Genomic DNA, 25,078 nt, shown 5'->3' with positions numbered 1-25,078 from the left:
ACCCGTCGCTCCGAGGTGATGGGTTTCGCTTCGCTCTACCCATCCTACGAGGACGTTCGAGCCCGCCCTCGTAGGAGCGAGCTCTGCTCGCGAAGCGCCCCGGGGATGAAGGGAAAGGCGCGCCGCTAGAGCGGCAGCGCCAGGTAGAACTGCGCGCCCTCGCCGGGGCGCGAGTAGATGCCGATGCGTCCGCCATGGAGCTGGACGATCTCCTTGCACAGCGCGAGACCCAGGCCGACGCCGCCGGTGTAGCTGCCCAACTGCACGAAGGGCTCGAAGATGCGCGCCTGCTGGCTGTAGGGCACGCCCTCGCCGTTGTCCTCGACGCTGAGGATCACCCGCTCGCCATGGCGCCGCGACTGCAGGCGGATGTGCCCGCCGTTGGGCGTGTGGCGGATGGCGTTGCTCACCAGGTTGTCCAGCACGCGCTCCACCTGCGGCCGGTCGATGGGCACGCGGGGCAGCGGCTCCAGGAGGTCCAGCTCGATGCTGATGCCCTTGGCCTGCGCCGGCTCCTGGAAGCGCGCGCGCAGGCTGCCGAGCAGGTCGTCGATGTCGCAGGGCGCCAGGTTCAGGGTCTGCATGCCGTTCTGGTAGCGGGAGAAGTGCAGCAGGTCGTTGATCAGCCGCACCAGGCGCTGCATCTCCTCGTCCACGGTCAGCAGCAGGTCGGACTCGCGCGACTCCTCGGCGAAATCCAGGCGCTCGCGCAGCAGGCCGAACGCCATCTGCATGCCGGTCACCGGGGTGCGCAGCTCGTGGGAGGCGCGCAGCACGAACTCGTTGCGCACCCGCTCGAACGCGCGCTGCTCGGTGACATCGCGCAGCACCATCACCGCCCCGAGGATGCGCTCCTCGTCCAGGCTCACCGGCGTCAGGCGCCAGCTCAGCAGGCGGCTCTCGCCGTCGGCCTCGATGCTCAGGTCGTCCGGCTCCTGGGCCAGGGTCTCGCCGCGCAGCACCTGCTGGGTGGGCAGCTCCATGGCGGGGTTGTTCATGGCATGGCTGAGGGTCTGGCCGAGCTGCTCGGTCTCCCAGGCCAGCTGGCGCTGGGCCACCGGGTTGGCGTGCTCGATGCGGCCCTGGCGGTCGAGGATCAGCAGGCCGTCGTCGATGCTGTCGAGCACCGCCTTCAGGCGCCGCTGCTCGGCCAGCAGCTTTTCGATATTGGTTTCCTTGAACAGCCGCAGGCCCTCGGCCATCAAGCCGAAGCGACGGCTCAGCGAGGCCATCTCGCTGACCGTGGAAATCGGCAGGGTCACCTGGAAGTCGCCCTGCCCGATCCGGTCGGCCGCGCGCGCCAGTGCCTCGATGGGCTGGCCGAAGCGGCGGGCGATGCCGTGGGCGGTGACGAAGCCGATCATCAGTACGGCGATGCCCAGCACGCCCAGCAGCGTCGCGACCAGGCTGGCGCGCTCGCGGGCGGACTGCTCGGCCTCGGCGGCGCTGTGCAGCGCGTGCTTCTGCAGCGCCAGCATGGCGTTGCGGGTGGCGTTGAGCGCCTGGCTGAAATCGTCGTCGCGGCTATCTCCGTCCGCGCGCTCGCTGACCCGCAGGAAGTCGCCATAGGCATCGGCGATGGCCTGGAAGCCCTGGCGGGTCTGCTCGTCGCGGGCATTCATCAGCCCCTGCTGGAGGATGCCGAGGAAGCGCTTCTGCGAAGCCTGCAGCCCCGGCACGTCGGGGCGCTCGCGCGTCAGGTTGACCAACTGGTCGCCCAGGTGGGTGCGCAACTGCTCGCCCAGGCCGATGGTGGCGAAGTTGTAGGTGATCAGTTGCTCCTGCGAGCGGGCCAGTTGCATGACGCTGATCAGCCCCAGCAACAGGCCCAGCAGGGCGACGGTGATCAGGGCCGAGATGCTGAGAAAAAGCCGCGTGCGCAGCTTCATCGGCAGTTTCATAGACCGTACTGCTTGCGTTTTCGATAGAGCGTCGAGGCGTCGATCCCCAGGGTCCTGGCGGCCTGGTCGAGGGTCTCGCTGGCCGCGAGGACGGCGGCGATATGGGCCTTCTCCAGGTCTTCCAGGCTCATCGAGGCGCCTACGCGCGGTGCGTTGTTGGCCGGCGCCTCGCTCAGGCCCAGGTGGGCGATCTCCACCAGCTCCTGGCCGCAGATGATGCTGGCGCGCTCGATGACGTTGCGCAGCTCGCGCACGTTGCCCGGCCAGTGATAGCCCAGCAGGGCATCGCGCGCGGCGTCGCTGAAGCCGCGTGCCGGGCGCGCGTAGTCCTTCACGAAGCGGGCGAGGAAGCGCTCGGCCAGGCCGATCAGGTCCTCGGTGCGCTCGCGCAGCGGCGGCAGGTGCAGGGTGATGACGTTGAGGCGGTAGAGCAGGTCCTCGCGGAAGCGGCCCTCGCGGACCATTTCGTCGAGGTTGAGGTTGGTGGCGGCGAGGATGCGCACGTCGGCGCGGCGGGTCACCGCGTCGCCGACCCGCTCGTATTCCTTGTCCTGGATGAAACGCAGCAACTTGGGTTGCAACGTGAGGGGAAAGTCGCCGATCTCGTCGAGGAACAGCGTGCCGCCGTCCGCCTGGTTGACCCGGCCGAGGGTGCTCTCGCTGGCCCCGGTGAAGGCCCCGCGGCTGTGGCCGAAAAGCTCGCTTTCCATCAGCTCCGCCGACAGCGACGGGCAGTTGATGGTCACGCAGGATTTCTTCGCCCGCTTGCTCCAGCCGTGAATGGCGCGGGCCAGCTCGCCCTTGCCGGTGCCCGACTCGCCGAGGATGAGGATGTTGGCGTCGGTGCTCGCCACCTGACGCGCGGTTTCCAGCACCGCCATCATCGCCGGGCTCTGCGAGTCCAGGCCGTCGCCGGGCTTGCGCACCTCGCCTTCCAGGGCCTCCAGGCGCGCCGTGAGCTGGCGCACCTCCAGTTGCTTGGCGGCCGAAAGGCGCAGCTGGTCGGGGCTGCACGGCTTGACCAGGTAATCCGCCGCGCCGGCCTGCATGGCATCCACGGCGGTGTCCACCGCCGAATGCGCGGTGACGATCACCACGCGCATCCAGGGTGCCTGCACGCGCACCTGCGCGAGCACATCCAGGCCGTTGTCCTCGCCCAGGCGCAGGTCGAGGAAGCACAGGTCGAAGACCTGGCGCTGCAGGATGGCTTCGGTCTGCGCCGCGCTGCTGGCGGTGGCCACGCTGTAGCCCTCGTCTTCCAGGCAATAACGGAAGGTGCGCAGGATCGCCGACTCGTCGTCGACCAGCAGGATGCGTCCCTTGGTTTCCGTCGCTGTTGCCATTTTTTCGCTCCGCATTGTTCAGTCGTACCGCTTAGTCCAGGAATTATCGTGCAAGTTGCATGGTTCTTTCATACATGTATTGCAGCCTGCATGCAGTGACTGTCTGCGGGTTGTGATCAAGTAACTGATTAATAAGAAAAAATCAGCTCAAAAAGGGCTGGCATGACCCTTGCCATTTCCCTGTATCGGAAGGCGCCGGAGCGCCGGATCGCATGACAGGGGGTTTCCATGTGGCACTTGCGCAGGCTCGCGCTGGCGGTGATCGGCAGCACGCTGATGGCGGCCTCGTCGGCTCCCTCGCTGGCACGCGAGGGCTGGAGCCAGCGTTTGTACGAGGCTCGCCAGGAAGGCTCGGTGTGGACGGCCTTCGCCTTCAACCGCCATCTCTCGCCCTTTTCCCTCAACGTCGATGTCGAAGGCAGCCTGGCCACGCTCACCGGCACGGTGGAGAGCGAGGTCAAGCGCGAACTGGCCGAGCAGGTGGCGCTGGGCATCGGGGGCATCGAGGCGGTGGACAACCGCATCCGCGTCGATCCCGGCGTGCGCCCGCACCGGGTCTCGGTGGCCGCCGCGGACGAGCGCCTCGACGACGCCACCGTCAAGGCACGGGTGAAATCCAGGCTGCTCTGGAACACCCGCACTGAAGGCCTGGATATCGGTGTCGAGTCCCATGCCGGCCTGGTGACCTTGAGCGGCGAGACGGACAGCGCGCAGGCCCGCGAGCTGGCCGGCAGGCTCGCCGCCAGCACCGAAGGCGTCGAGCGGGTGGACAACGCCATCCGCGTGACCGGCGAGCCGGACAGCGCCGCCCGCGCCCAGGACCGGCCCGCCGCCCTGCTGGGCGACGCCTGGATCACCGGCCGGGTGAAGACCCGCTTTCTTTCCAGCGGCAGCCTTGGCGCCCTCGACATTTCCGTGGAGACCGAAGGGGGCGTGGTCCGCCTCGCCGGCACCGTGGCCACGGCTGCCGAAAAGGAACTGGCCGTGGAAACCGCACGCAATGTCCGCGGCGTGCTCGACGTGCAGGCCGCATCCCTCAAGGTCGCCGGCTGAGGCGATCACCATCGGCAAGGAGAAACTCCATGACCCGTACCACCGCGCAACTCAACGAACTGATCGAGATCACCCGTGACGGCGAGCGCTTCTACCAGCACGCCATCGAGGAAGTGAAGGACCCGGCCCTGCAAGGCCTGTTCCGCGACATGGCCCAGGCCAAGACCCAGGTCATCCAGGCCCTGGCGGTGAAGGTCGCTGCCAACCACGAGGACCCGTCCACCGGCGGCACCTTCGTCGGCAAGCTGCGCCAGGTCTATGCCGATACCCGCGCGTCGCTCTCCAGCGACGAGAAGGCCACCTATGTCGGCCAGCTGGAGGAAGCCGAAGACCGCATCCTGCACGCCTTCGAGGATGCGCTGGAAAGCGCGGAGCCCGAGGTCCGCGGCCTCATCGCCCAGGAGATGCCCCGGGTCAAGGCCTGCCACGACCGCATGCGCAGCCTGAAGCAGTCGATGAAGTGAGCCGGGACCGGACAGGGACGTCCGGCCATGCAAAACGCACGACGCCGCACCGGTGATCATGCAAGTTGCCAGTCACGATGCCCGCCGATAGATAACTAAGCTGTTGAATTTAAAGGGATTTAGTCGGAAGTAAAAACTGGCATGCGCTCTGCAATCTACATATCAGGAAGCGTCGCCAGGTGGCGATGAAAGCAGGAAAGGCAGGGGACTCCGGTCCCCCGATCGATCAACGGCCCAGGAGGTTTTTCAGGATGAACCGTCGTCACGCACGTATCGCCCTCGCGGGCAAGCTGCTGCTGGCCACCCTCGCCGTGGCGCTGGTCGTGCTCGCCGGTCAGTCCTGGCGCCTGCACCTGCATGCCGGGGAGCGCCAGCAGCCGCTGCCGGCGCGGATCGACATCCTCCCGACGCCTGCCGCCTTCCATGCCAACGGGATGCTCCATGACGGCTCGCTGCAGAGCGTGGCCCAGGAGCGCTGGAACGACCAACCCCAGCAGCCCCGCTGGGTGTTCTGAGCCAACAAGGAGATTCGAGATGTGGACCATCGCCCTGTTCCTGGTAGCCCTTCTGGCCCTTCCCCTGCTGATGCTCGGCAGCGCCCTGGCGGTCGGCCAGGCCCTGCAGGATAGCAATGATTTCAGCGGCATCGATTTCGTAAACCCGGCCGCGGAGGAAACGTCCGAAGCGCAGCCCACTCAGCCGCAACCGGCCTGGTCGCCGGCGCGCTGAGAACCCGACAAACCGAAGAAGGAGAACCACCATGCTCAGCTGGGCACTTACATTCCTCGTCATCGCCATCGTCGCTGCGGTACTGGGCTTCGGCGGCATCGCCGGCACCGCTGCGGGTATCGCGAAGATTCTCTTCGTGCTGTTCCTGGTCCTGTTCGTGGTGTCCTTCATCTTCGGCCGCCGCCGGGGCTAGGGAGGCGCAATGCACATCCTGCGCACCCTCTGCGCCGCCACCGCGTTCGGCTTCGCCAGCACCCTGGTGCTGGCGGCCGACACGGACGCGCAGCACAGGCTCAATGAACTGCTGGGCACCGACCCGCAGTACCGCGAGACCTGGCAGGCGCTGGTGGAAGATGAAAGCCGTCTGCCCGATTGGGTGATGAACCTGAGCGGAACGGCACCGCCGATGAAGGCGGTGGACCAGGACGGTGACAAGTTTCTGGTCGGCGAGTTGTGCGAGCCGCACGCCTGCGCCAGCCAACGCCTCCTGGTCGCCTTCAGCTGGGACAAGGAGGACGCCTACGCCCTGCTGGTGCAAGTGCCGGAAGGCCTGCCCCAGGACAAGTCGCCGAGCCGTCACGCCAGCTTCCGCTGGCTGGGCGAACCGGACGACGAGGTGAAGGCGATTCTGGACGAACAGCTCAAAAGCGATCCGAACTGGTACTGAAGCCGTTCAGACCACAGGCCCCGCAGGCGGGGCCATGACCAGGGGGCCGGGTTGTACCGCGTCGGTAGAGCGGCACGACCTAGGGGTAAAGGGGTTACCTCCGCGACTGCGGGCCGGGTCAGGCGAAGCCGCCGCCGGGAAGCTGCGATCCAGCTTCCCGGGGGCAGCGTTATCAAGAGCAGCTGCAAGCTGCAAGTTACAAGCTGCAAGTCAAGAACAGAAGCCGCGAGCCACTCGCTTTTAACTTGGCGCTTGTAGCTTGCCGCTATCCCTCTATTGCAACCTGATTGCCAACTTGGCCACGTGGGCGCCCTGGAACTTGGCGAGCGCGAGTTCCTTGCCGGTCGGCGTGCGCGAGCCGTCGGCGCCGGCGATGGTGGCCGCGCCGTAGGGCGAGCCGCCGCGTACTTCGCTGATGTCGGTCAGCTCGGGGGCTGCGTAGGGCAGGCCGACGATGAGCATCCCGTGGTGGGCCAGGGTGTTCCAGAACGAGGTGATGGTGGTTTCCGAGCCGCCGCCGGTGCCGGTGGAGGTGAAGACGCTGCCGAGCTTGCCCACCAGCGCGCCCTTCACCCAGAGCCCGCCGGTCTGGTCGAGGAAGGTGCGCATCTGCCCGGCCATGTTGCCGAAGCGGGTCGGGGTGCCGAAGAGGATGGCGTCGTAGTCGGCCAGCTCCTGCGGGCTGGCCAGCGCGGCCGGCTGATCGAGCTTGGCACCGGCGTTGCGCGCGACGTCCTCGGGCATGGTCTCGGCGACGCGCTTGAGGGTGACCTCAACGCCCGGCACGCTGCGCGCACCCTCGGCCACCGCTTCGGCCAGGCGTTCGATATGGCCGTACATGGAGTAGTAGAGCACCAGGATCTTCTTCATCGTCATCTCCCAGGTCAGAGGTCGCAGGCGACCGACCCGGTTCAGCCTAGATGGCTTTCATGACATTGCCGGGCGGCTTCCTGGCGCGGGCCGGCTTTGCGCCGCTATCATCCGCGCATCGTCTTTCGGGGGATCGTCCATGCTCAACGGCCTTTGGCTCGGCTTCTTCATGGTCGCCGCGACGGCGGCGCTGGTGCGCTGGATCGGCGGCGACCCGGGCGTCTGGGCGGCCATGGTGGAAAGCCTGTTCGCCATGGCCAAGCTCTCGGTCGAGGTGATGATCCTCCTGTTCGGCACCCTGACCCTGTGGCTGGGCTTCTTGCGTATCGCCGAGAAGGCCGGCCTGGTGGAGGCGCTGGCGCGCCTGCTCGGCCCCCTGTTCCACCGGCTGATGCCCGAGGTACCACCGGGGCATCCCGCCCTGGGGCTGATCACCCTCAACTTCGCCGCCAACGGCCTGGGCCTGGACAACGCCGCCACGCCCATCGGTCTCAAGGCCATGCGCGCCCTGCAGGAACTCAACCCCAGCGCCACCACGGCAAGCAACGCGCAGATCCTTTTCCTGGTGCTCAACGCCTCGTCCCTGACCCTGCTGCCGGTGTCGATCTTCATGTACCGCGCGCAGCAGGGCGCCGGCGACCCGACCCTGGTGTTCCTGCCCATCCTGCTGGCCACCAGCGCCTCCACCCTGGTGGGCCTGCTGTCGGTGGCCGTCATGCAGCGCCTCAGGCTTTGGGACCCGGTGGTGCTCGCCTACCTGGTGCCCGGCGCCCTGCTTCTGGGCGGCTTCATGGCGGTGCTGGCCGGCCTTTCCGCCACCGCCCTCGCGGCGTTGTCGTCGCTGCTGGGCAACCTGGTGCTGTTCGGCCTGATCCTGTCGTTCGTGTTCGTCGGGGCGTTGAAGAAGGTGCCGGTGTACGAAACCTTCGTCGAGGGCGCGAAGGAAGGCTTCGACGTCGCCAGGAGCCTGCTGCCGTACCTGGTGGCCATGCTCTGCGCGGTGGGGGTGCTGCGCGCCTCCGGTGCCCTGGAGTTCGGCCTGGACGGCATCCGCCTGCTGGTGGAATGGGCGGGGCTGGATACGCGCTTCGTCGACGCCCTGCCCACGGCCCTGGTCAAGCCGTTCTCCGGCAGCGCCGCCCGCGCCATGCTCATCGAGACCATGCAGAGCCAGGGCGTGGACAGCTTCCCCGCACTGGTGGCGGCCACCGTCCAGGGCAGCACCGAGACCACCTTCTACGTGCTCGCGGTGTACTTCGGCGCCGTCGGCATCCAGCGCGCCCGCCATGCCGTGGGCTGCGCCCTGCTGGCCGACCTCGCCGGCGTCATCGCCTCGATCCTGGTGTGCTACTGGTTCTTCGGCTGATCCCGGTTCGGCGATTCCCGGGCTGAAGCCCGGCTACCTGCCGAGCCTGTGGGAGCGAATTCATTCGCGATTGGCTGCGCGGGCCGCACCCGCCCTACGGCCCGCGCCCAGCCTCGTAGGGGCGAATTCATTCGCCCAGCGCCGCCAGGGGCTCAAAGCCCCTTGGCCTTGGCGAAGTCCAGCTTGGGGTCGCGCACGTTGGTGAGGTTCACCGCCGCGCCGGACCAGCCCCCTTCCATGTCCTCGGTCATGTGGTAGCGCAACAGGTTGTACTGGATGGCGGTACCCCCCAGTTGCTGGTGGCCGATGCGCGAGATCACCGTCTCCAGCAGGCTGGAAATCAGGTACTGCAGCGGCGTCGCGGAAGTCTTCAGGGCCAGGCCATAGTCGAAGCGCGCCTGCTCGCTGGTGCGGAAGGCCGAGTAGAACGCCTGCTTGCCGAGGGCAGCGTTCATCGTCTGGTTGTATGACCGGCGACAGGCCTCGAGGTCGTCCGCACCCGGGCGCGGCAGGTCGAGGAAGTTGCTGAGGTTCTTCAGGCTCACGCAGCCCTGGGCGGCGATGACTTCCGGCATCAGCGTGACGTCCAGTTCGCCGGCGGCGTTGGGCACGTTGTGCCAGCGGTTGAGGCTCCCGCGCAGGTCTTCCAGGCTGTTGGCGGTGAAGCCGCGATAGCCGTAGACGTAGGTGGGCGGCAGCACCAGGCCCATGAGCGAGTTGTACTGCTGGATCGAGAGTTCCGTGTGCGGCATGCCGAAGACGCAGCGGCTGTAGTCGTCCAGCGAGGCCTTGAGCAACGAAGGCCTGAGGTTGCGCACCGACTTGCCGTTCTCCAGGGCCTCGAACAGTGTCTTCTCGTTGAGTTGCGACTTGACCTCCACCGTGGCGACCACACCTTCGATCAGGTACACGTCCGCCGAGCCGAAGGTGCGCAGGGTGGGGAAATCGTTGCGGTAGATGATCAGGTCGATCTGCCTGGAGATGCCGCCTTCGCTATCGACGATCTGCCCCGAGCCGATGCTGATGTTGCTCGGCAGGAAGCGCTTGAGCACATCGCGGATGAAGCTCTCACGCGCATCGCCGAGAACGGTTGAGTGATCGGCGATGGTGCTGCTGACGGCAAAGCTGCTTTCCAGTACCCGGGCGATGGACTTCGCCCAGTCGCTGATGATGGCCATGGCTTCTTCCTTGAGTGGGTGAGCGCAGGGGAATCTACAGGCCCTGAGCCTGTGGGAGCGAATTCATTCGCGATTGGAGGCGGGTTGCACGCCCCTACGGGCGGCCGTCTGCCCAGGGACCTTGTAGGGGCGACTTCAGTCGCCAAGCGGTGCGTAGCAACGCCAACGGCTTCGCGAGCAGAGCTCGCTCCTACGGTCGTGCCTGCGCTGCGCCGGGGCTCAGTGGGGCTTGGGCGGCAGCGGGTCGTCGGTGACCTCGAAGCGCAGGGTGCCGATCATCTGGCCGGCCTCGGTCACCACGCGCACCTGCCAGTGGCCCACCGGGTTGGCGGGGAAGTTCTGCTTGTGGGTCCAGGCGCGGTAGCCCTTGTCGCGGCCGCCGTGGATGTCCAGGGCGATGCGGTCCACTTCCTTGCCCTCGAAACGCCACAGGTGATAGATGCGCTCGTTCAGCCCGCGCGGCGCATTGATCGCGGTGTAGGCGTAGAGGCCGTCGCTGCGCAGGTCGGCGGCGGTGACGGTGTGCACGCCCTTGCCGGGGGTGCGCTGGTGGTCGTCGAGCTCGGGGGTCACCGCCACTTCGGTCAGCCAGAGAGTCGCCGGCGGCACCATCACCCGGGTCAGCCAGCCGGCGGCGCCCAGTGCCAGGGTCAGCCCGACCAGGGCCAGGCCGCGCCACCAGCGCTGCACGCGGATGGTGCTGTAGAGGCTGAGGAACGACAGCAGCACGGCGATGCCCAGGGACCACTCGAAGCTCTGCGCGGTAGTCAGGTGGAGGATGATCGGCAGCGCCGTGAGCAACACGGCGAACAGGGTCAGCGTGTGATACGCGAGGAACAGCCAGCGGTGCGGCGCGAGGAAGCGGTTGTACAGCGGGTCGGTGATGGAAACCACCGCGGCCACCGCCAGCAGCCCGGTGAACAGGGCCTGTCCGCTGTTCCAGCTGGTGGTGATGAGGAAGAAGGGCAGCACGAAGAACAGGCTTTCCTGGTGGATCAGCTGGGTCAGGAAGCGCGTCAGCGGTGGCGGCAGCTCGATCCTGAACAGGCGCTCGATGCTGCTGCGGAACAGGTTCTCCAGCAGCAGCCAGACCCAGCTCACCAGCATGATGATGGCGATCACCTTGGCCAGGCGCGCCCCGCGGTCCACCAGCAGGAAGCTGCCGACACCCGAGCAGAAGCCGTAGAGCGCGATGAGCCGGGGGTGGCGCTGGATCAGCGCGATCAGGGCGAGCAGGCGGTTCTTCCAGATCGACATGGGCAAGTCGGACAAGGCTGCGGGGGCCGCAGGATACTGCCCGCCCGCCGGCCTGAGAAGGCGCGCGACGGCCGGGCCGACGGCCTGCGGCTCAGGCGGGCGCGGTGCGCGGGGCCTTGCGGCGCCGGTGCCACAGCAGGGCGCCGGGCAGGGCCAGGGCGAGCAGCGCCGGCAGCAGCCAGCCCAGCTGGTCATAGCCCAGCAGCGGCTGTTCGATGCGGATGTAGCCCGGCTGGCGGAACAGTTCGCGGGCGATCGCATCGACCTGCTGCGGCGTCACCGCGCGCAGGGCGGCGGCTTCGTCACCGAAGTGGCCGTCCTGGTAGTCGCCCAGGGCGCCCCAGTAGTAGTCGGCGAGCGCGGTGTTGCCCTGCGCCGCCCAGGCCTGGCGGCTGATGGCGAGGCCGCGCAGGCGCTCGAAGGTGGCCGGGTCCAGCCCCTGGTCGCGCAGGCGGGCGGTGATCCGCCGCAGCACCGCGAGGGCGGGCTCGACGTCGTCGCGCTCCAGGTCGGCGTTGAGGCTGAGGAAGACCTCGGCGCCGAAGGCGCGGCGCTCGGTCCAGGGCCCGTAGGACAGGCCGCCCTGGATGCGCAGCTGCTGGTAGAGCTCCCAGTCCAGGTAATCCTTGAGCAGTTCCCAGGCGGCGTAGTCGGCACCCGCCACCTCCGGTTCCGGGAAGATCCAGTGCAGCGTGGCGCTCTCGCCCACCAGGCCGCGACGCAGGGTGCGGCGCTCGGCGGCGTTGCCGTTGCTGGTGGGCAGCTCCGGGTGCTCGCGCACCTCCACCGGCGCCAGGGCGCCGAAGCGGCGCTCGATGAAGGCCGGCAGCAGGCGATCGAGGTCGCCGACGACGATCAGGCTCATGTTGTTCGGCGCGTACCAGTCGTGGCGCAGGGCCTCCAGGGCCTCGCGCTGCAGGTGCGCCACCTGGGGCCGCTCGGCGCAGGCCAGGCCCAGTTCGACGGCGAGCTGCTCGTGGGCCTCGCGGCCCAGGTCCTGCTGGTCCAGCAGGCGCTCCAGGTGCGAGTAGTGGCCGCCCCCCTCGCGCTCCACCACCTGCTTGGCGGTGGCGATGCGGGTGTCGTCCAGGGGCGTGTCGCCGAGCACCTGCAGCAGCAGGTCGAGTACCTTGCGCTGGTTCTGCGCCGGCGCCTCGATGACGAAGGCGGTGTCGCTGGTGCTGGTGAAGGCGTTCCATTCGCCGCCAAGGGCCTGCATGCGCGCCTCCAGGCCCGCTTCGCCGTCACCGTCCAGGCCGCTGAAGAACAGGTGCTCCAGCAGGTGCGGCAGCTCCTTGTCGCGGCAGGCGAAGTCGTCGAAGCCGACGCCCACCACCAGGCGGATGGCGACATGGCCACGCTCGGGCGTGGGTTTGAGGATCACCTGCAGGCCGTTCTGCAGTTCGTAGCCTTCGACCTTGTTGCGGTCGGCAGCGTGCACCGGGGTGCCGAGCAGGAGCAGCAGGCAGAGCAGGTAGCGCATGACATGGGTCTGATGGCGAGGAAGCGCCGAGCATAGCGGATCGCCCCCGCCCCTGCGCAATCACCCCAGGCCGCGGCGGCTGCTCCAGAACTGCAGGGCCAGCTGGCGCAGGTCGGCGGCCAGGCCGGCCACCTCGCCGGCGCTGCGCTGGCTGCACAGGCCGCTGTTGGCGTTGTCGTCGGCGGCGCGGCGGATGGTTGCCAGGCTGCGCTGGATCTCCTCGCTGGCAGCGCTCTGCTGCTCCACCGCGCTGGCGATCTGCAAACTCATGCCGTTGATGGCGCCGACCTGCTGGTTGATCCGCTCCAGGGACTCTGCCGCGCGCTGGGCCTGGGCCAGGCTGCTCTCGGCCTGGGCGCAGCTGCGCTGCATGGCCGCGACGGCCTGCTCGGCGCCGCTCTGCAGGCTGTTGATCATCTGGTTGATCTGCGCGGTGGACTGCTGGGTACGCCCGGCCAGGGCGCGCACCTCGTCGGCCACCACGGCGAAGCCGCGCCCGGCATCCCCAGCCCGCGCGGCCTCGATGGCGGCGTTCAGGGCCAGCAGGTTGGTCTGCTCGGCGACGCCCTGGATCACGTCCAGCACCTGGCCGATCGCGCTGCTGTGGTCCTGCAGCTCGCGCACCACGCGGGTGGCGTTGCGCACCTCCTCGTCCAGCTCGGCGATGCGGGCGCGGGTCGCGCTCACCTCGTGCTGGCCGATGCGCGCGGCGTCGTCGGTCTGGTCGGCGGCGCAGGCGCTCTGCTGGGCGCTGCGCGCCACTTCCTGGACGCTGCCGGCCATCTGCCCGACGGCGGCGGCCACCTGGTCGGTCTCCAGCTGCTGGCGGTGGCTGCCGGCACTGCCGTGGGCGACGGCGGCGGCCAGCTCATCGGCGTGTTCGGCGAGCTGGCGCGAGGATTCGGCGATGCGCCCGACCAGCGCGCCGGTCTCCATCTCCAGCATCTGCAGGCAGAAGCCGAGCTGGCCGAATTCGTCGCTGCGCTGGCCGTAGACCGCCTGGCTCAGCGGGTTGTCGGCGATGCCACGGGCGCGGTGCAGCAGCTCGCGCAGCGGGCGCAACTGGCGGTGCAGCACCAGCCCCGCGCAGCCCAGCGCCAGGCCCCAGGCCGGCACGGCGGTGAGCAGGCCATAGGGCGCCAGGGCCTGGTACAGGGCGAGGCCCAGCGCCATGCCCAGGGCCGGGCCGGCGAGCAGGCGCAGGTGCAGTGGCAGGCGCGCGCGGGCGGGCATGCGGCCGGCCTCGAGCCGGGCGTAGGCCCGTTCGGCACGCTGCACCTGCTCGGCGCTGGGGCGGGTGCGCACCGACTGGTATTCCAGCACCTGGCCGTCACGCACCACCGGGGTGACGAAGGCGCTGACCCAGTAGTGGTCGCCGTTCTTGCAGCGGTTCTTCACCAGGCCCATCCAGCTGCGCCCGGCCTTGAGCGTCCGCCACAGGTGGGCGAAGGCGGCGGCCGGCATGTCCGGGTGGCGCACCAGGTTGTGGCTCTGGCCGATCAGCTCGGGGCGGCTGAAGCCGCTGATATCGACGAAGTCCTGGTTGACGTGGGTGATCACGCCCTTGAGGTCGGTGGTGGAGAGGATGTTGGCGTCGTCGGCGAAGGCGACGGCACGCCCGCTGACCGGCAGGTTGCGTTTCATGGGGTGGCTCTCGTGGTGGCTTCGGGCAGCAGGCACCAGTGCCCGTCGAAGCATTCCTCGCCGTTGAACAGGCGCTCCAGCGCCTCGGGCGGACGGGGACGGCTGAACCAGAAGCCCTGGGCGTAGTGGCAGTCCTCGGCAGCGAGGAAGTCCAGGTGTTCGGGGCGTTCGACACCTTCGGCGATCACTTCCAGCCCGAGGCTGCCGCCCAGGCCGATGATGGCGCGGGAAATGGCGCGCAGCTCGGGGTCCTCGGGTGCGCCGTCGATGAAGCTGCGGTCGACCTTGAGGATGTGCAGCGGAAAGCGCTTGAGGTAGCCGAGGGACGAATAACCGGTGCCGAAGTCGTCCAGCGCCAGGCGCACCCCCTGGCAGGCCAGTTCGCGCAGGCAGGCGAGGGTGTCGGCGCCGTCCTGCATCAGCAGGCTCTCGGTGATCTCCAGCACCAGGCTGGAAGGGGCGAGGCCCGATTCCTCGAGTATCGACTTGAGCCGCGTGGCGAAGCCCGGCTGGTGCAGCTGGCGGCTGGAGAGGTTGACCGAGCAGCGCAGGTCCCGCTGACCTTCCTGCTGCCAGGTGCGGGTCTGGCGGCAGGCTTCGCGCAGCACCCAGTCGCCGACGGCGATGATCTCGCCGGACTCCTCCAGCGCCGGGATGAACTGTGCCGGCTGCACCAGGAGGTCGCCCTGGCGCCAGCGCAGCAGGGCCTCTACGCCCACCAGCAGCGGCTGGCCCTGGTCGGTTCGGCAGATGGGCTGGTAATGCAGTTCGAACTCATCGCGCGCCAGGGCCTGGGCGAGAGCGCTTTCCAGGTCCAGGCGGTTCTTGGCGGCGGCCTGCAGGTCGCTGCTGTAGCGGGCGATCTGCGCCTTGCCGGCCTCCTTGGCGCGGTACAGGGCGAGGTCGGCGGCCTGTAGCGCGTCGATGGTCTGGCCCTCGGCCTGGAGCCCGGTGATGCCGATGCTGGCGCTGACCACCAGGGTGCGTTCGTCCAGGTGCAGCGGCTGGTGCAGGCTGTCGAGCATGCGCTGGGCGACGACTTCGGCATCGCCCAGGCAGGCGAGGTCGTCGAGCAGCACGACGAATTCGTCGCCGCCGAAGCGCGCCAGGTGGTCGCCCGGACGCAGGCAGCGTTCCAGCCGATGGGCCACCTCCACCAGCACGCGGTCACCGACGGCGTGGCCGAGGCTGTCGTTGATCAGCTTGAAACGGTCGAGGTCGATGAAAAGCAGCGCCGCCTGGCGCGCGCCGGGCTTGAGCTGGCGTTGCAGGGCCTGCTGCAGGAGCTCGTCCAGGCGCATGCGGTTGGCCAGGCCGGTGAGCGGGTCGTGCCGCGCGGCGTGGCTGAGCTGGTGCTCGGTGGCCTTGCGCTGGCTGATGTCGGTCTGCGAGCCGGCCATGCGGTGGCCCTCGGCGACGCCGCGCACCAGCACCCAGAGGTAGCTGCCGTCCTGCTGGCGCATGCGGTATTCGTGGCTGAGCCAGGGGCTGTCACCGCGCAGGTGGGTGTCGATGGCTTGGCGCAGGGCCGGCAGGTCGTCGGGGTGCACGCGGGCGAACCAGCCGGCACTGCTCTCGCCGAAGGCATCGCGGGAGCGGCCGAGCATGCTCGCCCAGCGCTCGGAGATATACAGCCGGTCATGCTCCAGGTCCCAGTCCCAGAGGCCGTCGTTGGCGCCGCGCAACGCCCGTGCGAAGCGCGCCTCGCTGTCCTCCAGGGCTTGGCGCTGGGCGGCGCTGTAAGTGTCGATGGCCAGGGCGATGTCGAAGAACACCGCTTTCATCAGGCTACCCAGGGTGCGGGTGGACTCGCTGTCGCCGAGCAGGCCGGTGAGCATCTGGTCGAGGTACAGGCGGTACGCGCCGAGGTACCACTTCAGCTCGACGCCGACATGCTGGTGAACCAGGCCTACCTGCAGGCGGTGCATGACGTAGTCGCGGTCGTAGGGGCCCTTCCACAGGCGCTGGTAGTAGTCCAGCTGGCTGGCCTTCAGTCGTGCCAGGGTCGCCGGGTCGCGGAGGATGCTGGCGGTCGGCTCGAAGTGCTCGAGGTGGGCGTAGAGGCTTTCGACGAATACCTTGTGCAGGGCCTCCACCGCTTCCGCCTGGCGGTTCAGGCGCGCGGCATCGAGTGCCTGCCAGTCCAGGTAGCGGCAGCGCTGGTCGATCTCGCGGCGGCCGAGGCCCATCCTGCCGAGCATCTCCTTGAGCTGTGTTGCGAACCCCATACCTCGTCCCTCGTAAAACCTGCGGGCAATAAAAAAGGCGCCACGCGTGGCAGCTCCAATGAACTGCCACGCGTGGCGCCTTGTCTTGCAGGCCCTTGCGTCCTGCCCGGCAAAGCCGGTTTCCGCCCTGAGCGGAACCTTGCAGCGCGAGGTTGTACACCAGTCAGGCCGGGCGCGACAACTCTTCCAGCGCCTGCTCCAGGCGCCGACGCAAACGCCCGAGCTCCCGGGACTTGAAGGCATGGCGGGTGCGATCGAGCACGGTAACCGCCTCGTCGAGGAGCAGGCGCAAGCGGGTGGTTTCGCTGAGGGGCGCGTCCTTGAGCCATCGGCACACCGGAGCGCGCTGGCATTGGCCGGTTTCGGTGATCACTTCGCAGACGACGCCCATGGCGGGCAGCATTTCGCGCAGCAGGCAGGCGAGCGCGGGATCGGTTATGGCGGCGATCGGCGGATCGGAGCTGTCCATGGTCGGGGGCTACGGCTGATGGCAATTGGCTATGAACTCTAGCCATCGCCCGGTCGTCCGGCATTGATCGGCGTCAGTCTGTCGCGAATCGCCACGGAGCCTGGCGGCGTAGGCCACTGCCGTCTGTAGGAATCTGCCGTTACATTGGCGACCATAACAAGAACCACGGGCGGCCTTGCCATGAACTACGACGCGAACCAGCAGCTGATCCTCGCTCTGGTACTGGCGGTGATGATCTTCGGTGTTTCCCTGGAGCTGCGCATCGGGCAGTTCCTCGCGGTGCTGCGCCAGCCGCAGCCGGTGCTGGCGGGCATGCTCGGGCAGTGCCTGATCCTGCCCTGGGCGACCCTCGCGGTCACCCTGCTGGTGGACCTGCACCCCGGCCTGGAGCTGGGCCTGCTGCTGGTGGCCTGTTGCCCCGGCGGCAACCTTTCCAACGTGATGACCCACCTGGCGCGCGGCAACACCGCGTTGTCGATGAGCATGACGGCGCTGTCCAGCCTGCTGGCGCTGGTGCTTCTGCCGCTCAACTTCGCCCTCACCAGCGGCCTCAACCCGGAGGCCTCGGCCTACCTCGCCGGGCGCCTCAGTGCGCTGCAGATGGATCGCGGCAGCATCCTCGTCAGCGTCGTCGTGCTGCTCGGCCTGCCGCTGGTGGCCGGGATGCTGGTGGGCAACCTGTGGCCGCGCCTGGCGACCCGGGTGATGCCCTGGTTCAAGCGTTTCTCGCTGCTGGCCTTCGTGGTCTTCGTCGGCGGCGCGGTGGCCGGCAACTGGCGCCTGTTCGTCGACAACCTGGGCCTGGTGTTCTTCATCGTGGTGCTGCACAACGCCAGCGCCATCGTCCTCGGCTGGGCCATGGCCAGGCTCGCCCGCCAGCGCGGGGCCAACCTGCGGGCCATGGTCATCGAGATCAGCATGCACAACTCCGGCCTCGCCCTGGGACTGATCTTCGCCCAGTTCGGCGGCGAGCCGAACATGGCGCTGGTGGCCGCCTTCTGGGGCACCTGGCACCTGGTCAGCGGCCTGCTGCTGGTGGCGTTCTGGCGCAACCGCCCGCTGCCGGTCGGCGAGGAGGCCCTGCCATGCGCGTCCTGATCACCGGCGCCGCCGGCTACATCGGCCACCAGTTGCTGGAAGCGCTGGTCGCCCGGCATCCCGACTGGAGCCTGGTGGCCGCGGACATCCGCCCGCTGCCGGCCAGCGCCCGGGGGGCGAACGTCGAGGAGGTGCAACTGGACATCGCCCGGGCCGAGGCGGTGGAAGCCTGCATCGCCCACTGGAAGCCCCGGGCCATCGTCCACCTCGCTTCGGTGGTGACCCCGCCGCCGGGGATGAGCGAGGCGACCCTGCACGCCATCGACGTCGAGGGCACCCGCGCGGTGGTCGCGGCGGCGGCGACCCATGGCGTCGAGCAACTGGTGGTGACCAGTTCCGGCGCCGCCTATGGCTACTACCCGGAGAACGCCGAGTGGATCGACGAAGCCGACCCGCTGCGCGGCCATGACGCCTTCGCCTACGCCCGTCACAAGCGCGAGGTGGAGGAGCTGCTGGCCGAGGCCCGCGAGCGCCACCCGCAGCTGCGCCAGCTGGTGCTGCGCCCGGGCACCATCCTCGGGCGGCGGGTGGACAACCAGATCACCGCGCTCTTCGACAAACCCTCGGTGATGGGCGTGCGCGGCCACGACAGCCGCTTCGTGTTCATCTGGGACCAGGACGTGGTGGCGATCATCCTCCAGGGCCTGGAGCGCGGTGCCGAGGGCATCTACAACCTGGCCGGCGACGGTGCGCTGAGCATGGCCGAGATCGCCGCCATCCTCGGCAAGCCCTACCGGCCGCTGCCGGCGACGCTGATCCTCGCCGCGCTGGCGCTGTTCAAGCCCCTCGGCCTGACCCGCTACGGCCCCGAGCAGCTGGACTTCCTGCGCTACCGCCCGGTACTCGCCAACCGCCGCCTGAAGGAGGAATTCGGCTACCGGCCGCGTTACTCCAGCCGCGAGGCGTTCCTGGCGTTCCTCGATGCGCGGGGCATGTTGCCGCGTGCCTGAGCCGGGCGCCGCACCCTACGTCCTGGCCGGATGCCCTGCCTGTTGCTGGCGATATTCGCCGGGGGTCTTGCCGGTCCACTGGCGGAAGGCGCGGAAGAACACGCTGGGTTCGGAGTAGCCCAGCAGCACGGCGATCTCGGCGATGGGCAGGCTGCCTTCCTGCAGGTGACGCTCGGCCAGTTGCAGGCGGGTGTCGCCGAGCAGTTGCTGGTAGCTGCTGCCCTCTTCGGCAAGGCGCCGTTGCAGGGTGCGCTCGCTGAGGCCGAGGCTGGCGGCGAGGGCGCTGCGATCGGGTTCCCCGTGGGCCAGTTGGGCACTCAGCAGTGCCACTACGCGGGCGCGCAGGCCTTCGCTGGGCAGGCGCGCGAGCAGGGCTTCGGCGTGCTGGCGCAGCAATGCCTGGAGCGGCGGGTTGGCCTGGCGCAGGGCGGCGCCCCGCAACTTCAGTGGCAGCACCAGGGCGTAGTCGGGGGCGTCGAACTCCAGCGCGCAGGCGAAGCAGTCCTCGTAGGCGGCCAGGCTCTCGGGCCGCGAATGGATGAAGCAGGCACGCAGCAGGCGGAAGTCATCCAGCAGCGGCTGCATCAGGCGCATCCAGAAGGCCATCAGCGCCAGTACCCGCGTGCGGGTGGCGGGCACGTGCGGGTGCAGCGGACGGTACAGGGTCCAGAGCTGGTCGCCACGGATCTCCACCGCCAGGGTGCCGCCTTCGCCCACCAGGCGCTGGTAGCGCAACTCCGCTTCCAGGGCGTCGCCCAGGGTCGGGCTGCTCTGCAGCAGGTAGCCGAGCACGCTGAACTGGCCGGGCGCGAGCGCCTGGCCCAGCACCAGGCCGGGCTCGGGGTGGGCAAGGCGCGATTCGATGGCGCTCCACAGCACTTCCTGGGCCCGGAAGGGGATGCGCGCGTCAGGGTCACCCAATTGGGCTTCACCCAGGCCGCTGGCGGCCAGAAGCTCGGCACGCGGCAGGCCGAGGCTTTCGGCGGCGTGGAGGATGGCCTGGGTGAGGCTGGCGCTGACCGAGGCCTGGTCGGGTGATGCGGCGGTTGGGCTCATGGGTTGGATTCTGCCCAAGCCGCCGTTACTCAGGAAGGGCCGCGTTCAGCGGTGGGAGCCGATCTCCGGCTGGTAGTCCACATCGCCCTCGACCAGTGGCTCGACGCCCCCGTCTTCCAATGCCACCGGCGGTGCGTCGGGGTTGTCCAGCACGGCGTAGGAGATGGCGCAGAACAGCGAGTTGAGACGCTTCATGTCGCTGATCAGGCCCAGGTGCAGGGCGCTGGTCTCGATGCTCTGCACCACCTGCTGGTGCAGGCGCTCCACGTGGGCATGGGACAGGCGCCGTTCGAGGATGCGGAAGCGCTGCTTGGCGCGGCGAAGGCGCTTGGCGTTCTCCAGGTCGCCGTTGAGGAACACCGAGAGGCTCAGGCGCAGGTTGTTGACCAGCTGGTTGTGCAGCTCGGCGATGTCCGCCAGGCCCGCCTCGGAGAAGGAGCGCTGCTGCGAGGTCTTCTTGTGCTGCACGTCGCCGACCATGCGCTCGATCAGGTCGCCGGCCTGCTCCAGGTTGATGGTCAGCTCGATGATCTCGGCCCAGCGCCGGCTGTCGCGCTCGCTCAGGTCCTCGCGGGGCATGCGCGCCAGGTACAGCTTGATGGCGGTGTAGAGGGCGTCGATGTCGTCGTCGAGGCGGTGGATCTCCTTGCCCAGCAGCGGATCGCCACCGCGCATCAGCTTCAGCAGGTTGTTCAGCATCTGCTCGACGATGTCGCCCAGGCGCAGGGTCTCGCGCACGGCGTTGGCCAGGGCCAGGCTCGGCGTGTCCAGGGCGCTCTTGTCCAGGTGGCGCGGCTTGGCCACGTCGCTGGCCTGCTCGCGGTCCGGCAGCAGCCAGTCGCAGAAGCGCGCCATGTAGGGCGTCAGCGGCAGCAGCAGGAGGCAGCGCACGCTGTTGTAGAGAACGTGGAAGGCGATCACCAGCTCGGCGGTGGAGAAGGACCAGGTGTCCAGCCACTCCGCCGCGGGCCCCACCACCGGCAGCACCAGAGCGCAGCCGGCCAGCTTGAACAGCAGGCTGCCGAGCGCGACCCGGCGGCCGGCGGCGTTCTGCGAGGTGGCGCTGATCATGGCGAGGATGCCGCTGCCGACGTTGGCGCCGATCACCAGGCACAGCGCCACCTTGAGCGGGATGACCTTGGCCGCGGCCAGGGTCGCGCTGAGCAGCACGGCCGCCAGGCTCGAGTAGGTGACCATGGCGAACAGCGCACCGGTCAGGGCGTCCAGCATCACATCGCCCGTGAGCGAGGAGAACAGCACCTTCACGCCCTTGGCGGTGGTGATGGGCTCGGCGGCGGCGACGATCAGCTGCAGCGCGAGGATGATCAGCCCCAGGCCGATGGCCACGCGGCCGAGCTGGCCGAGGCGGGTCTGCTTGCGCGAGAGGAAGAAAATCACCCCGAAGAAGATCAGCAGCGGCGACAGCCATGACAGGTCGAAGGTCAGCACCCGCGCCATCAGCGCGGTCCCGACGTCGGCGCCGAGCATGATCGCCAGGCCGGAGGAAAGGCCCATCAACCCCTGGGCGACGAAGGAGGTGACCAGCAGCGCGGTGGCGTTGCTGCTCTGCACCAGGGCGGTGACGCCGATGCCGGCGGCGAAGGCCAGGGGCGCGTGCTTCATACTGTGGCTGAGCCAGCGGCGCAGGTCGCTGCCGTAGACCCGGAGGATGCCGGTGCGCACGATGTTGGTGCCCCAGACGAGCAGGGCGACGGCGGAGAGCAGGTTGAGCAATGTCAGCATCGGTTCCCTCCTGACGGTAACGACGTGAGCCGCTCCTGGAGGTGGAGCGACTGTATGGGGGGGCGGGTTTGTAACATATCCGTCATGTTCTGACTTGCCGGCCAGCGTCCCGTTCGCCCCTGTCGGTCACCTTTTCTACCCGTCAGTTAAGTCGCAAAACGCCGCCCCCGCTTCGTTGGGAGCTGGCGACAGACCCTGTCGCGCGGTGCCGATAGCCTCGGTGAACTGATAACCTGTGGCATCCCTGCGGACGCGACCTTCCGATGCTCAACCTCTACCACGCCAACGACCTGGAAAGCCTCGGCGAGCTGGCTTGTACCCTGCTCGTGCAGCCCCAGCGCGACCCTTTGGCGCCCTCGCGCGTGGTGGTTCCCAGCCAGGGCATGGGGCGCTGGCTGACCCTGCAGCTGGCGCGGCGCCAGGGCATCGCCATGCAGCTCGACATCCAGCTGCCGGCGCGCTTCATCTGGGACCTCACCCGCCAGGCACTGGGGGAGCTGCCGCCGCAATCGGCGTTCAACCCGGTGACCCTGTCCTGGCGCCTCTACGACTGGTTGTGCGAGCCCGCCAACCTCGAACGCACGCCGCGCCTGGCGCAGTACCTGGACGGCGGCGACGAGCGCCGCCGCCTGACCCTGGCGGCGCGCATCGCCGACGTGCTCGACCAGTACCTGCTGTACCGCGACGACTGGCTGGCCGCCTGGGAGCGTGGCGAGCTGCTCGGCCTCGGTGCCGACGAACAGTGGCAGGCGCTGCTCTGGCGCGAGCTGACCGCCGACGGCCACCCGCACCGGGCGCGCCTGCTCGGCGACCTGCTGGCCCGGCTGCACGATGACGCGCCCATCGAGGGCCTGCCGGAGCGGCTCATCGTCTTCGGCATCAGCAGCCTGCCGCCGCACCACATGCGCGTGCTGGAGGGGCTGGCGCGGCATTGCGAGGTCATCCTCTTCGCCCTCAACCCCTGCCGCGAGGCCTGGGGCGACATCCGCGACATCCGCGAGCTGGCCGCCCTGCCGGAGCCCGGCATCGACGACTGGTACCTCGATGTCGGCCATCCGCTGCTGGCCAGCCTGGGCAAGCAGGGGCGGGATTTCTTCGATGCCCTCTTCACCCTCGGCGGCCAGGAGGTCGGCATCTACGCCGAAGACCAGGACCTGGCCGACGACAGCCTGCTGCGCGCCATCCAGAACGACATCCTGCGCCTGCGCACCCGCCGCGCCGACGAGCGCATGGCCCTGCGCGCGGGCGACCGTTCGCTGGAAGTGCACGTCTGCCATTCGCCCCTGCGCGAGGTGGAGGTGCTGCACGACCAGCTGCTGGCGCGCTTCGCCGCCGACCCCGGGCTGACCCCCGACCAAGTGGTGGTGCTGACCCCCGACATCGAGCGCTACGCCCCCTACATCGAGGCGGTGTTCGCCCCGCGCGAAGGCGTGCCGCGCATCCCCTTCAGCCTCGCCGACCGCAGCCTGCGTGCCGAGCTGCCCTTGGTGGAGGCCTTCCTCGCCCTGCTCGACCTGGCCCAGAGCCGCTTCGCCGCCGAGGAACTGCTCGGCTGGCTGGAGCAGCCGGCCCTGGCCGTGCGCGCCGGCATCGAGGCCGAGGATTTGCCGCTGGTCCGCGACTGGCTGCGCGAGGCCGGTGTGCGCTGGGGCCGCGATGGCCGCCATCGCGCGCGCCTGGGCCTGCCGGAAGAGGACGCCTTCAGCTGGCGCCAGGGCCTGGAGCGCCTGGTGCTGGGCTTCGCTGCCCCGCCCCGGTTGGCTGGCGATGCCCCGCCCCTGCTGGGCGACAGCTGGCCGCTGGACGCACTGGAAGGCGCTCGCGCCCAATTGCTCGGGCGTCTGGCCGGCTTCATCCAGCGCCTGGGGCATCTCGCCGACGACCTGGCCCGCCCGCGCCCGCTGGCGGACTGGGCCGAGACCCTGCAGGGCCTGATCGACCAGCTGTTCGACGAGCGCGAGGCCGGCGAAACCCTGCTGCTGCTGTCCCAAGCCTGCGGCGATTTGCGCAAGCAGGCCGAGGCGGCGGGCATCGAGCGGCCCATCGACATGAGCCTGGTGCGCCAGCAACTGGTGGCCGCGCTGGACGCCGGCAGCGGCGCCTCGGGCTTCCTCACCGGCGCGGTGACCTTCTGCACCATGGTGCCGATGCGCAGCCTGCCGTTCCGCCTGGTGTGCCTGCTCGGCCTGGACGACGGCGCCTTCCCCCGGCGCACCCCTGCCGCCGGCTTCGACCTGATCACCCGCAAGCCGCGCCGGGGCGACCGCGCGCGGCGCCTCGACGACCGCTACCTGTTGCTGGAAACCCTGCAGTCGGCGCGCGACGGCCTCTACCTCAGCTACGTGGGCCGCGACCCGCGCGACAACGCGCACCTGCCGCCCTCGGTGCTGATCAGCGAGCTGCTGGAAACCATCGACCTCACGGCCACCGCAGGCGACGCCAAGGCCAGCGAGCAAGTGCTGATCAGCCACCCGCTGCAGCCCTTCGCTTCCGGCAACTTCGCCGGTGGCAGCCATGCCGGCTTCTCCGCCCCCTGGTTCCGGGCGGCGCAGCGCCTGGCCGAAGTGCCCCGCGAGCCGGACGCGCCCTTCGCCCTGCCGCTGCCCGAGCCTGACGCCGACTGGCTGGCCCTGGAACCTGCGCAACTCATCCAGTGCTTCCGCCACCCGGCGCGCTTCCTTCTCGAACAGCGCCTGGGCCTGCGCCTGGCCGAGGCCGAGGAGGCGCTGGCCAGCGACGAGCCCTTCGCCCTGGAAGGCCCCGCCTGGCGCGGCCTGCGCCAGCTGGCCCTGGACGCCGTGGAGCGCGGCTGGTCGGAGGCGGACGAACGCCGCATCGCCCGTGCCGCCGGCTGGCTGCCCACCGGCGAGCTGGGCCATGCGCTCTGGGGCCAGCTGCGCGGCCCGGTGCGCGCCTTCGCCCCGCGCCTGTTCGAGGCGCGCCCGGACAGCGCCCCGCAGCCGCTGCTGGTGGACATCAGCCTGGCCGGCGTGCGCATCCACGGCTGGCTGGACGGCGTCACCGAAGACGGCCTGTTCGGCTGGCGCCTCAACCGCCTCGGCGAATGGGAGCTGGCGCCCTTCTGGCTGCGCCACCTGCTGCTCAACCTCTCGGCCACCCCCGGCATCGCCCGTGAAAGCCGCCTGCTCTCGCCCGCCGGCGACTGGCAGGCCGGCCCCCTGGCCGACGCCGGGGCGCTGCTCGAGCCCTGGCTGCGCGCCTACCGCGAAGCCCTGTGCGAACCCCTGCCGCTGCTGACCAAGGCCAGCCATGGCTTCGCCTCCGGCTGGCGCAAGCCCGGCCGCAAGGAACCCCTCGACGCCGCCCGCAGCAAGGCGCGCCTCGCCTGGGACGGCATCGACTTCGGCCCCGTGGGCGAATCCCGCGATCCCTGGTACGCCCTCGCCTTCCGCGACCGCGACCCGCTGGACGCACGCTTCGAGCTTCTCGCCGAAACCCTCCTCGGCCCGGCCCTGGACGCCCTGGCGGACGACGGGGAGGAGGACGCATGAATGGCGTCAATAGTCATGCGTTTGCGCATATCCCTATGCATTTCAGGTCCAACATGCATAGAAATCA

Annotated in this window: 21 protein-coding genes; 10 read left to right on the top strand and 11 right to left on the bottom strand. The window is 69.2% G+C overall.

All coding sequences use genetic code 11. From position 1 onward, the window contains the following. Positions 1-125: 125 nt before the first annotated feature. Entirely contained in the window at positions 126-1,901 is a 1,776-nt protein-coding gene (locus WFQ67_RS02050; RefSeq protein ID WP_213627537.1) for an ATP-binding protein, read from the bottom strand. Then, entirely contained in the window at positions 1,898-3,244 is a 1,347-nt protein-coding gene (algB, locus tag WFQ67_RS02045) for a sigma-54-dependent response regulator transcription factor AlgB (protein WP_213627539.1), read from the bottom strand. Before algB ends, WFQ67_RS02050 begins: the two co-directional genes overlap by 4 nt. A gap of 228 nt (positions 3,245-3,472) precedes the next feature. On the opposite strand from algB, the gene WFQ67_RS02040 reads away from it, so the two are divergent. From WFQ67_RS02040 to WFQ67_RS02015, 6 genes are all read left to right on the top strand, one after another. Beyond that, entirely contained in the window at positions 3,473-4,297 is an 825-nt protein-coding gene (locus WFQ67_RS02040) for a BON domain-containing protein (RefSeq protein ID WP_337056052.1), read from the top strand. A 29-nt stretch (positions 4,298-4,326) separates the two neighbouring features. After that, positions 4,327-4,761 (top strand): ferritin-like domain-containing protein, encoded by a 435-nt coding sequence (locus WFQ67_RS02035; protein ID WP_213627543.1) that lies wholly within the window; start codon positions 4,327-4,329, stop codon positions 4,759-4,761. Positions 4,762-5,012: 251 nt separating this feature from the next. Then, on the top strand, positions 5,013-5,276 hold the full coding sequence (locus WFQ67_RS02030; protein ID WP_337056051.1) for a hypothetical protein: 264 nt from the start codon (positions 5,013-5,015) through the stop codon (positions 5,274-5,276). 19 nt (positions 5,277-5,295) lie between these two features. Further along, positions 5,296-5,490, top strand: coding sequence for a hypothetical protein (locus WFQ67_RS02025; RefSeq protein ID WP_213627545.1), 195 nt, complete (start codon positions 5,296-5,298; stop codon positions 5,488-5,490). Positions 5,491-5,521: 31 nt separating this feature from the next. Beyond that, positions 5,522-5,683: a DUF1328 domain-containing protein gene (locus tag WFQ67_RS02020; RefSeq protein WP_021218842.1), complete on the top strand. Its 162-nt coding sequence runs from the start codon at positions 5,522-5,524 to the stop codon at positions 5,681-5,683. A gap of 9 nt (positions 5,684-5,692) precedes the next feature. Next, on the top strand, positions 5,693-6,157 hold the full coding sequence (locus WFQ67_RS02015) for an inhibitor of vertebrate lysozyme family protein (RefSeq protein WP_111259338.1): 465 nt from the start codon (positions 5,693-5,695) through the stop codon (positions 6,155-6,157). Positions 6,158-6,430: 273 nt separating this feature from the next. Here WFQ67_RS02015 and wrbA read toward each other — a convergent pair whose 3' ends face one another. After that, positions 6,431-7,027 carry an NAD(P)H:quinone oxidoreductase gene (gene wrbA / locus WFQ67_RS02010; protein ID WP_213627547.1) on the bottom strand — a complete coding sequence of 199 codons (597 nt, stop codon included), beginning with the start codon at positions 7,025-7,027 and terminating at the stop codon, positions 6,431-6,433. Positions 7,028-7,166: 139 nt separating this feature from the next. Between wrbA and WFQ67_RS02005 the strand changes: the two genes are divergently transcribed. Beyond that, a complete protein-coding gene (locus tag WFQ67_RS02005) occupies positions 7,167-8,393 on the top strand; it encodes a nucleoside recognition domain-containing protein (RefSeq protein WP_213627549.1) in 1,227 nt (408 codons plus the stop codon). 152 nt (positions 8,394-8,545) lie between these two features. On the opposite strand, the gene WFQ67_RS02000 is transcribed toward WFQ67_RS02005, so the two are convergent. The 6 genes from WFQ67_RS02000 to WFQ67_RS01975 form a co-directional block, all read right to left on the bottom strand. Next, complete coding sequence (locus tag WFQ67_RS02000; protein ID WP_337056050.1) at positions 8,546-9,571, bottom strand: DUF6602 domain-containing protein; 1,026 nt, start codon at positions 9,569-9,571, stop codon at positions 8,546-8,548. A 219-nt stretch (positions 9,572-9,790) separates the two neighbouring features. Then, on the bottom strand, positions 9,791-10,828 hold the full coding sequence (locus WFQ67_RS01995) for a DUF5924 family protein (RefSeq protein ID WP_337056049.1): 1,038 nt from the start codon (positions 10,826-10,828) through the stop codon (positions 9,791-9,793). A 91-nt stretch (positions 10,829-10,919) separates the two neighbouring features. After that, the gene (locus tag WFQ67_RS01990) at positions 10,920-12,311 is read right to left on the bottom strand and encodes a M16 family metallopeptidase (RefSeq protein ID WP_337056048.1); all 1,392 of its coding nucleotides are present in this window, start codon (positions 12,309-12,311) and stop codon (positions 10,920-10,922) included. A gap of 60 nt (positions 12,312-12,371) precedes the next feature. Beyond that, complete coding sequence (locus tag WFQ67_RS01985) at positions 12,372-13,955, bottom strand: methyl-accepting chemotaxis protein (protein ID WP_337056047.1); 1,584 nt, start codon at positions 13,953-13,955, stop codon at positions 12,372-12,374. Next, positions 13,952-16,183: a putative bifunctional diguanylate cyclase/phosphodiesterase gene (locus WFQ67_RS01980; protein ID WP_337056046.1), complete on the bottom strand. Its 2,232-nt coding sequence runs from the start codon at positions 16,181-16,183 to the stop codon at positions 13,952-13,954. The genes WFQ67_RS01985 and WFQ67_RS01980 overlap by 4 nt, the downstream gene beginning before the upstream one ends. Positions 16,184-16,346: 163 nt before the next feature. Beyond that, positions 16,347-16,652, bottom strand: a complete 306-nt coding sequence (locus tag WFQ67_RS01975) for a hypothetical protein (RefSeq protein WP_337056045.1) — start codon at positions 16,650-16,652, stop codon at positions 16,347-16,349. Positions 16,653-16,796: 144 nt separating this feature from the next. Here WFQ67_RS01975 and WFQ67_RS01970 point away from each other — a divergent pair, with 144 nt between their 5' ends. Together WFQ67_RS01970 and WFQ67_RS01965 are read left to right on the top strand one after the other, a co-directional pair. Continuing rightward, positions 16,797-17,750 (top strand): bile acid:sodium symporter family protein, encoded by a 954-nt coding sequence (locus WFQ67_RS01970; protein WP_442969564.1) that lies wholly within the window; start codon positions 16,797-16,799, stop codon positions 17,748-17,750. Next, positions 17,738-18,700, top strand: coding sequence for an NAD-dependent epimerase/dehydratase family protein (locus tag WFQ67_RS01965; protein WP_213627562.1), 963 nt, complete (start codon positions 17,738-17,740; stop codon positions 18,698-18,700). The genes WFQ67_RS01970 and WFQ67_RS01965 overlap by 13 nt, the downstream gene beginning before the upstream one ends. A gap of 15 nt (positions 18,701-18,715) precedes the next feature. Here the strand turns inward: WFQ67_RS01965 and WFQ67_RS01960 are convergent, their stop codons facing one another. Together WFQ67_RS01960 and WFQ67_RS01955 are read right to left on the bottom strand one after the other, a co-directional pair. Then, positions 18,716-19,756: an AraC family transcriptional regulator gene (locus WFQ67_RS01960; protein ID WP_337056044.1), complete on the bottom strand. Its 1,041-nt coding sequence runs from the start codon at positions 19,754-19,756 to the stop codon at positions 18,716-18,718. A 45-nt stretch (positions 19,757-19,801) separates the two neighbouring features. Further along, the gene (locus WFQ67_RS01955; RefSeq protein ID WP_337056043.1) at positions 19,802-21,499 is read right to left on the bottom strand and encodes a Na/Pi cotransporter family protein; all 1,698 of its coding nucleotides are present in this window, start codon (positions 21,497-21,499) and stop codon (positions 19,802-19,804) included. A 263-nt stretch (positions 21,500-21,762) separates the two neighbouring features. On the opposite strand from WFQ67_RS01955, the gene recC reads away from it, so the two are divergent. Next, positions 21,763-25,011 (top strand): exodeoxyribonuclease V subunit gamma, encoded by a 3,249-nt coding sequence (gene recC, locus WFQ67_RS01950; RefSeq protein WP_337056042.1) that lies wholly within the window; start codon positions 21,763-21,765, stop codon positions 25,009-25,011. Positions 25,012-25,078 lie beyond the last annotated feature (67 nt).

This window comes from Pseudomonas sp. USHLN015, assembly GCF_037153275.1.
Classification (GTDB): Bacteria; Pseudomonadota; Gammaproteobacteria; order Pseudomonadales; family Pseudomonadaceae; genus Metapseudomonas; species Metapseudomonas tohonis.
This window is presented reverse-complemented; position numbering and strand designations above follow the sequence as displayed.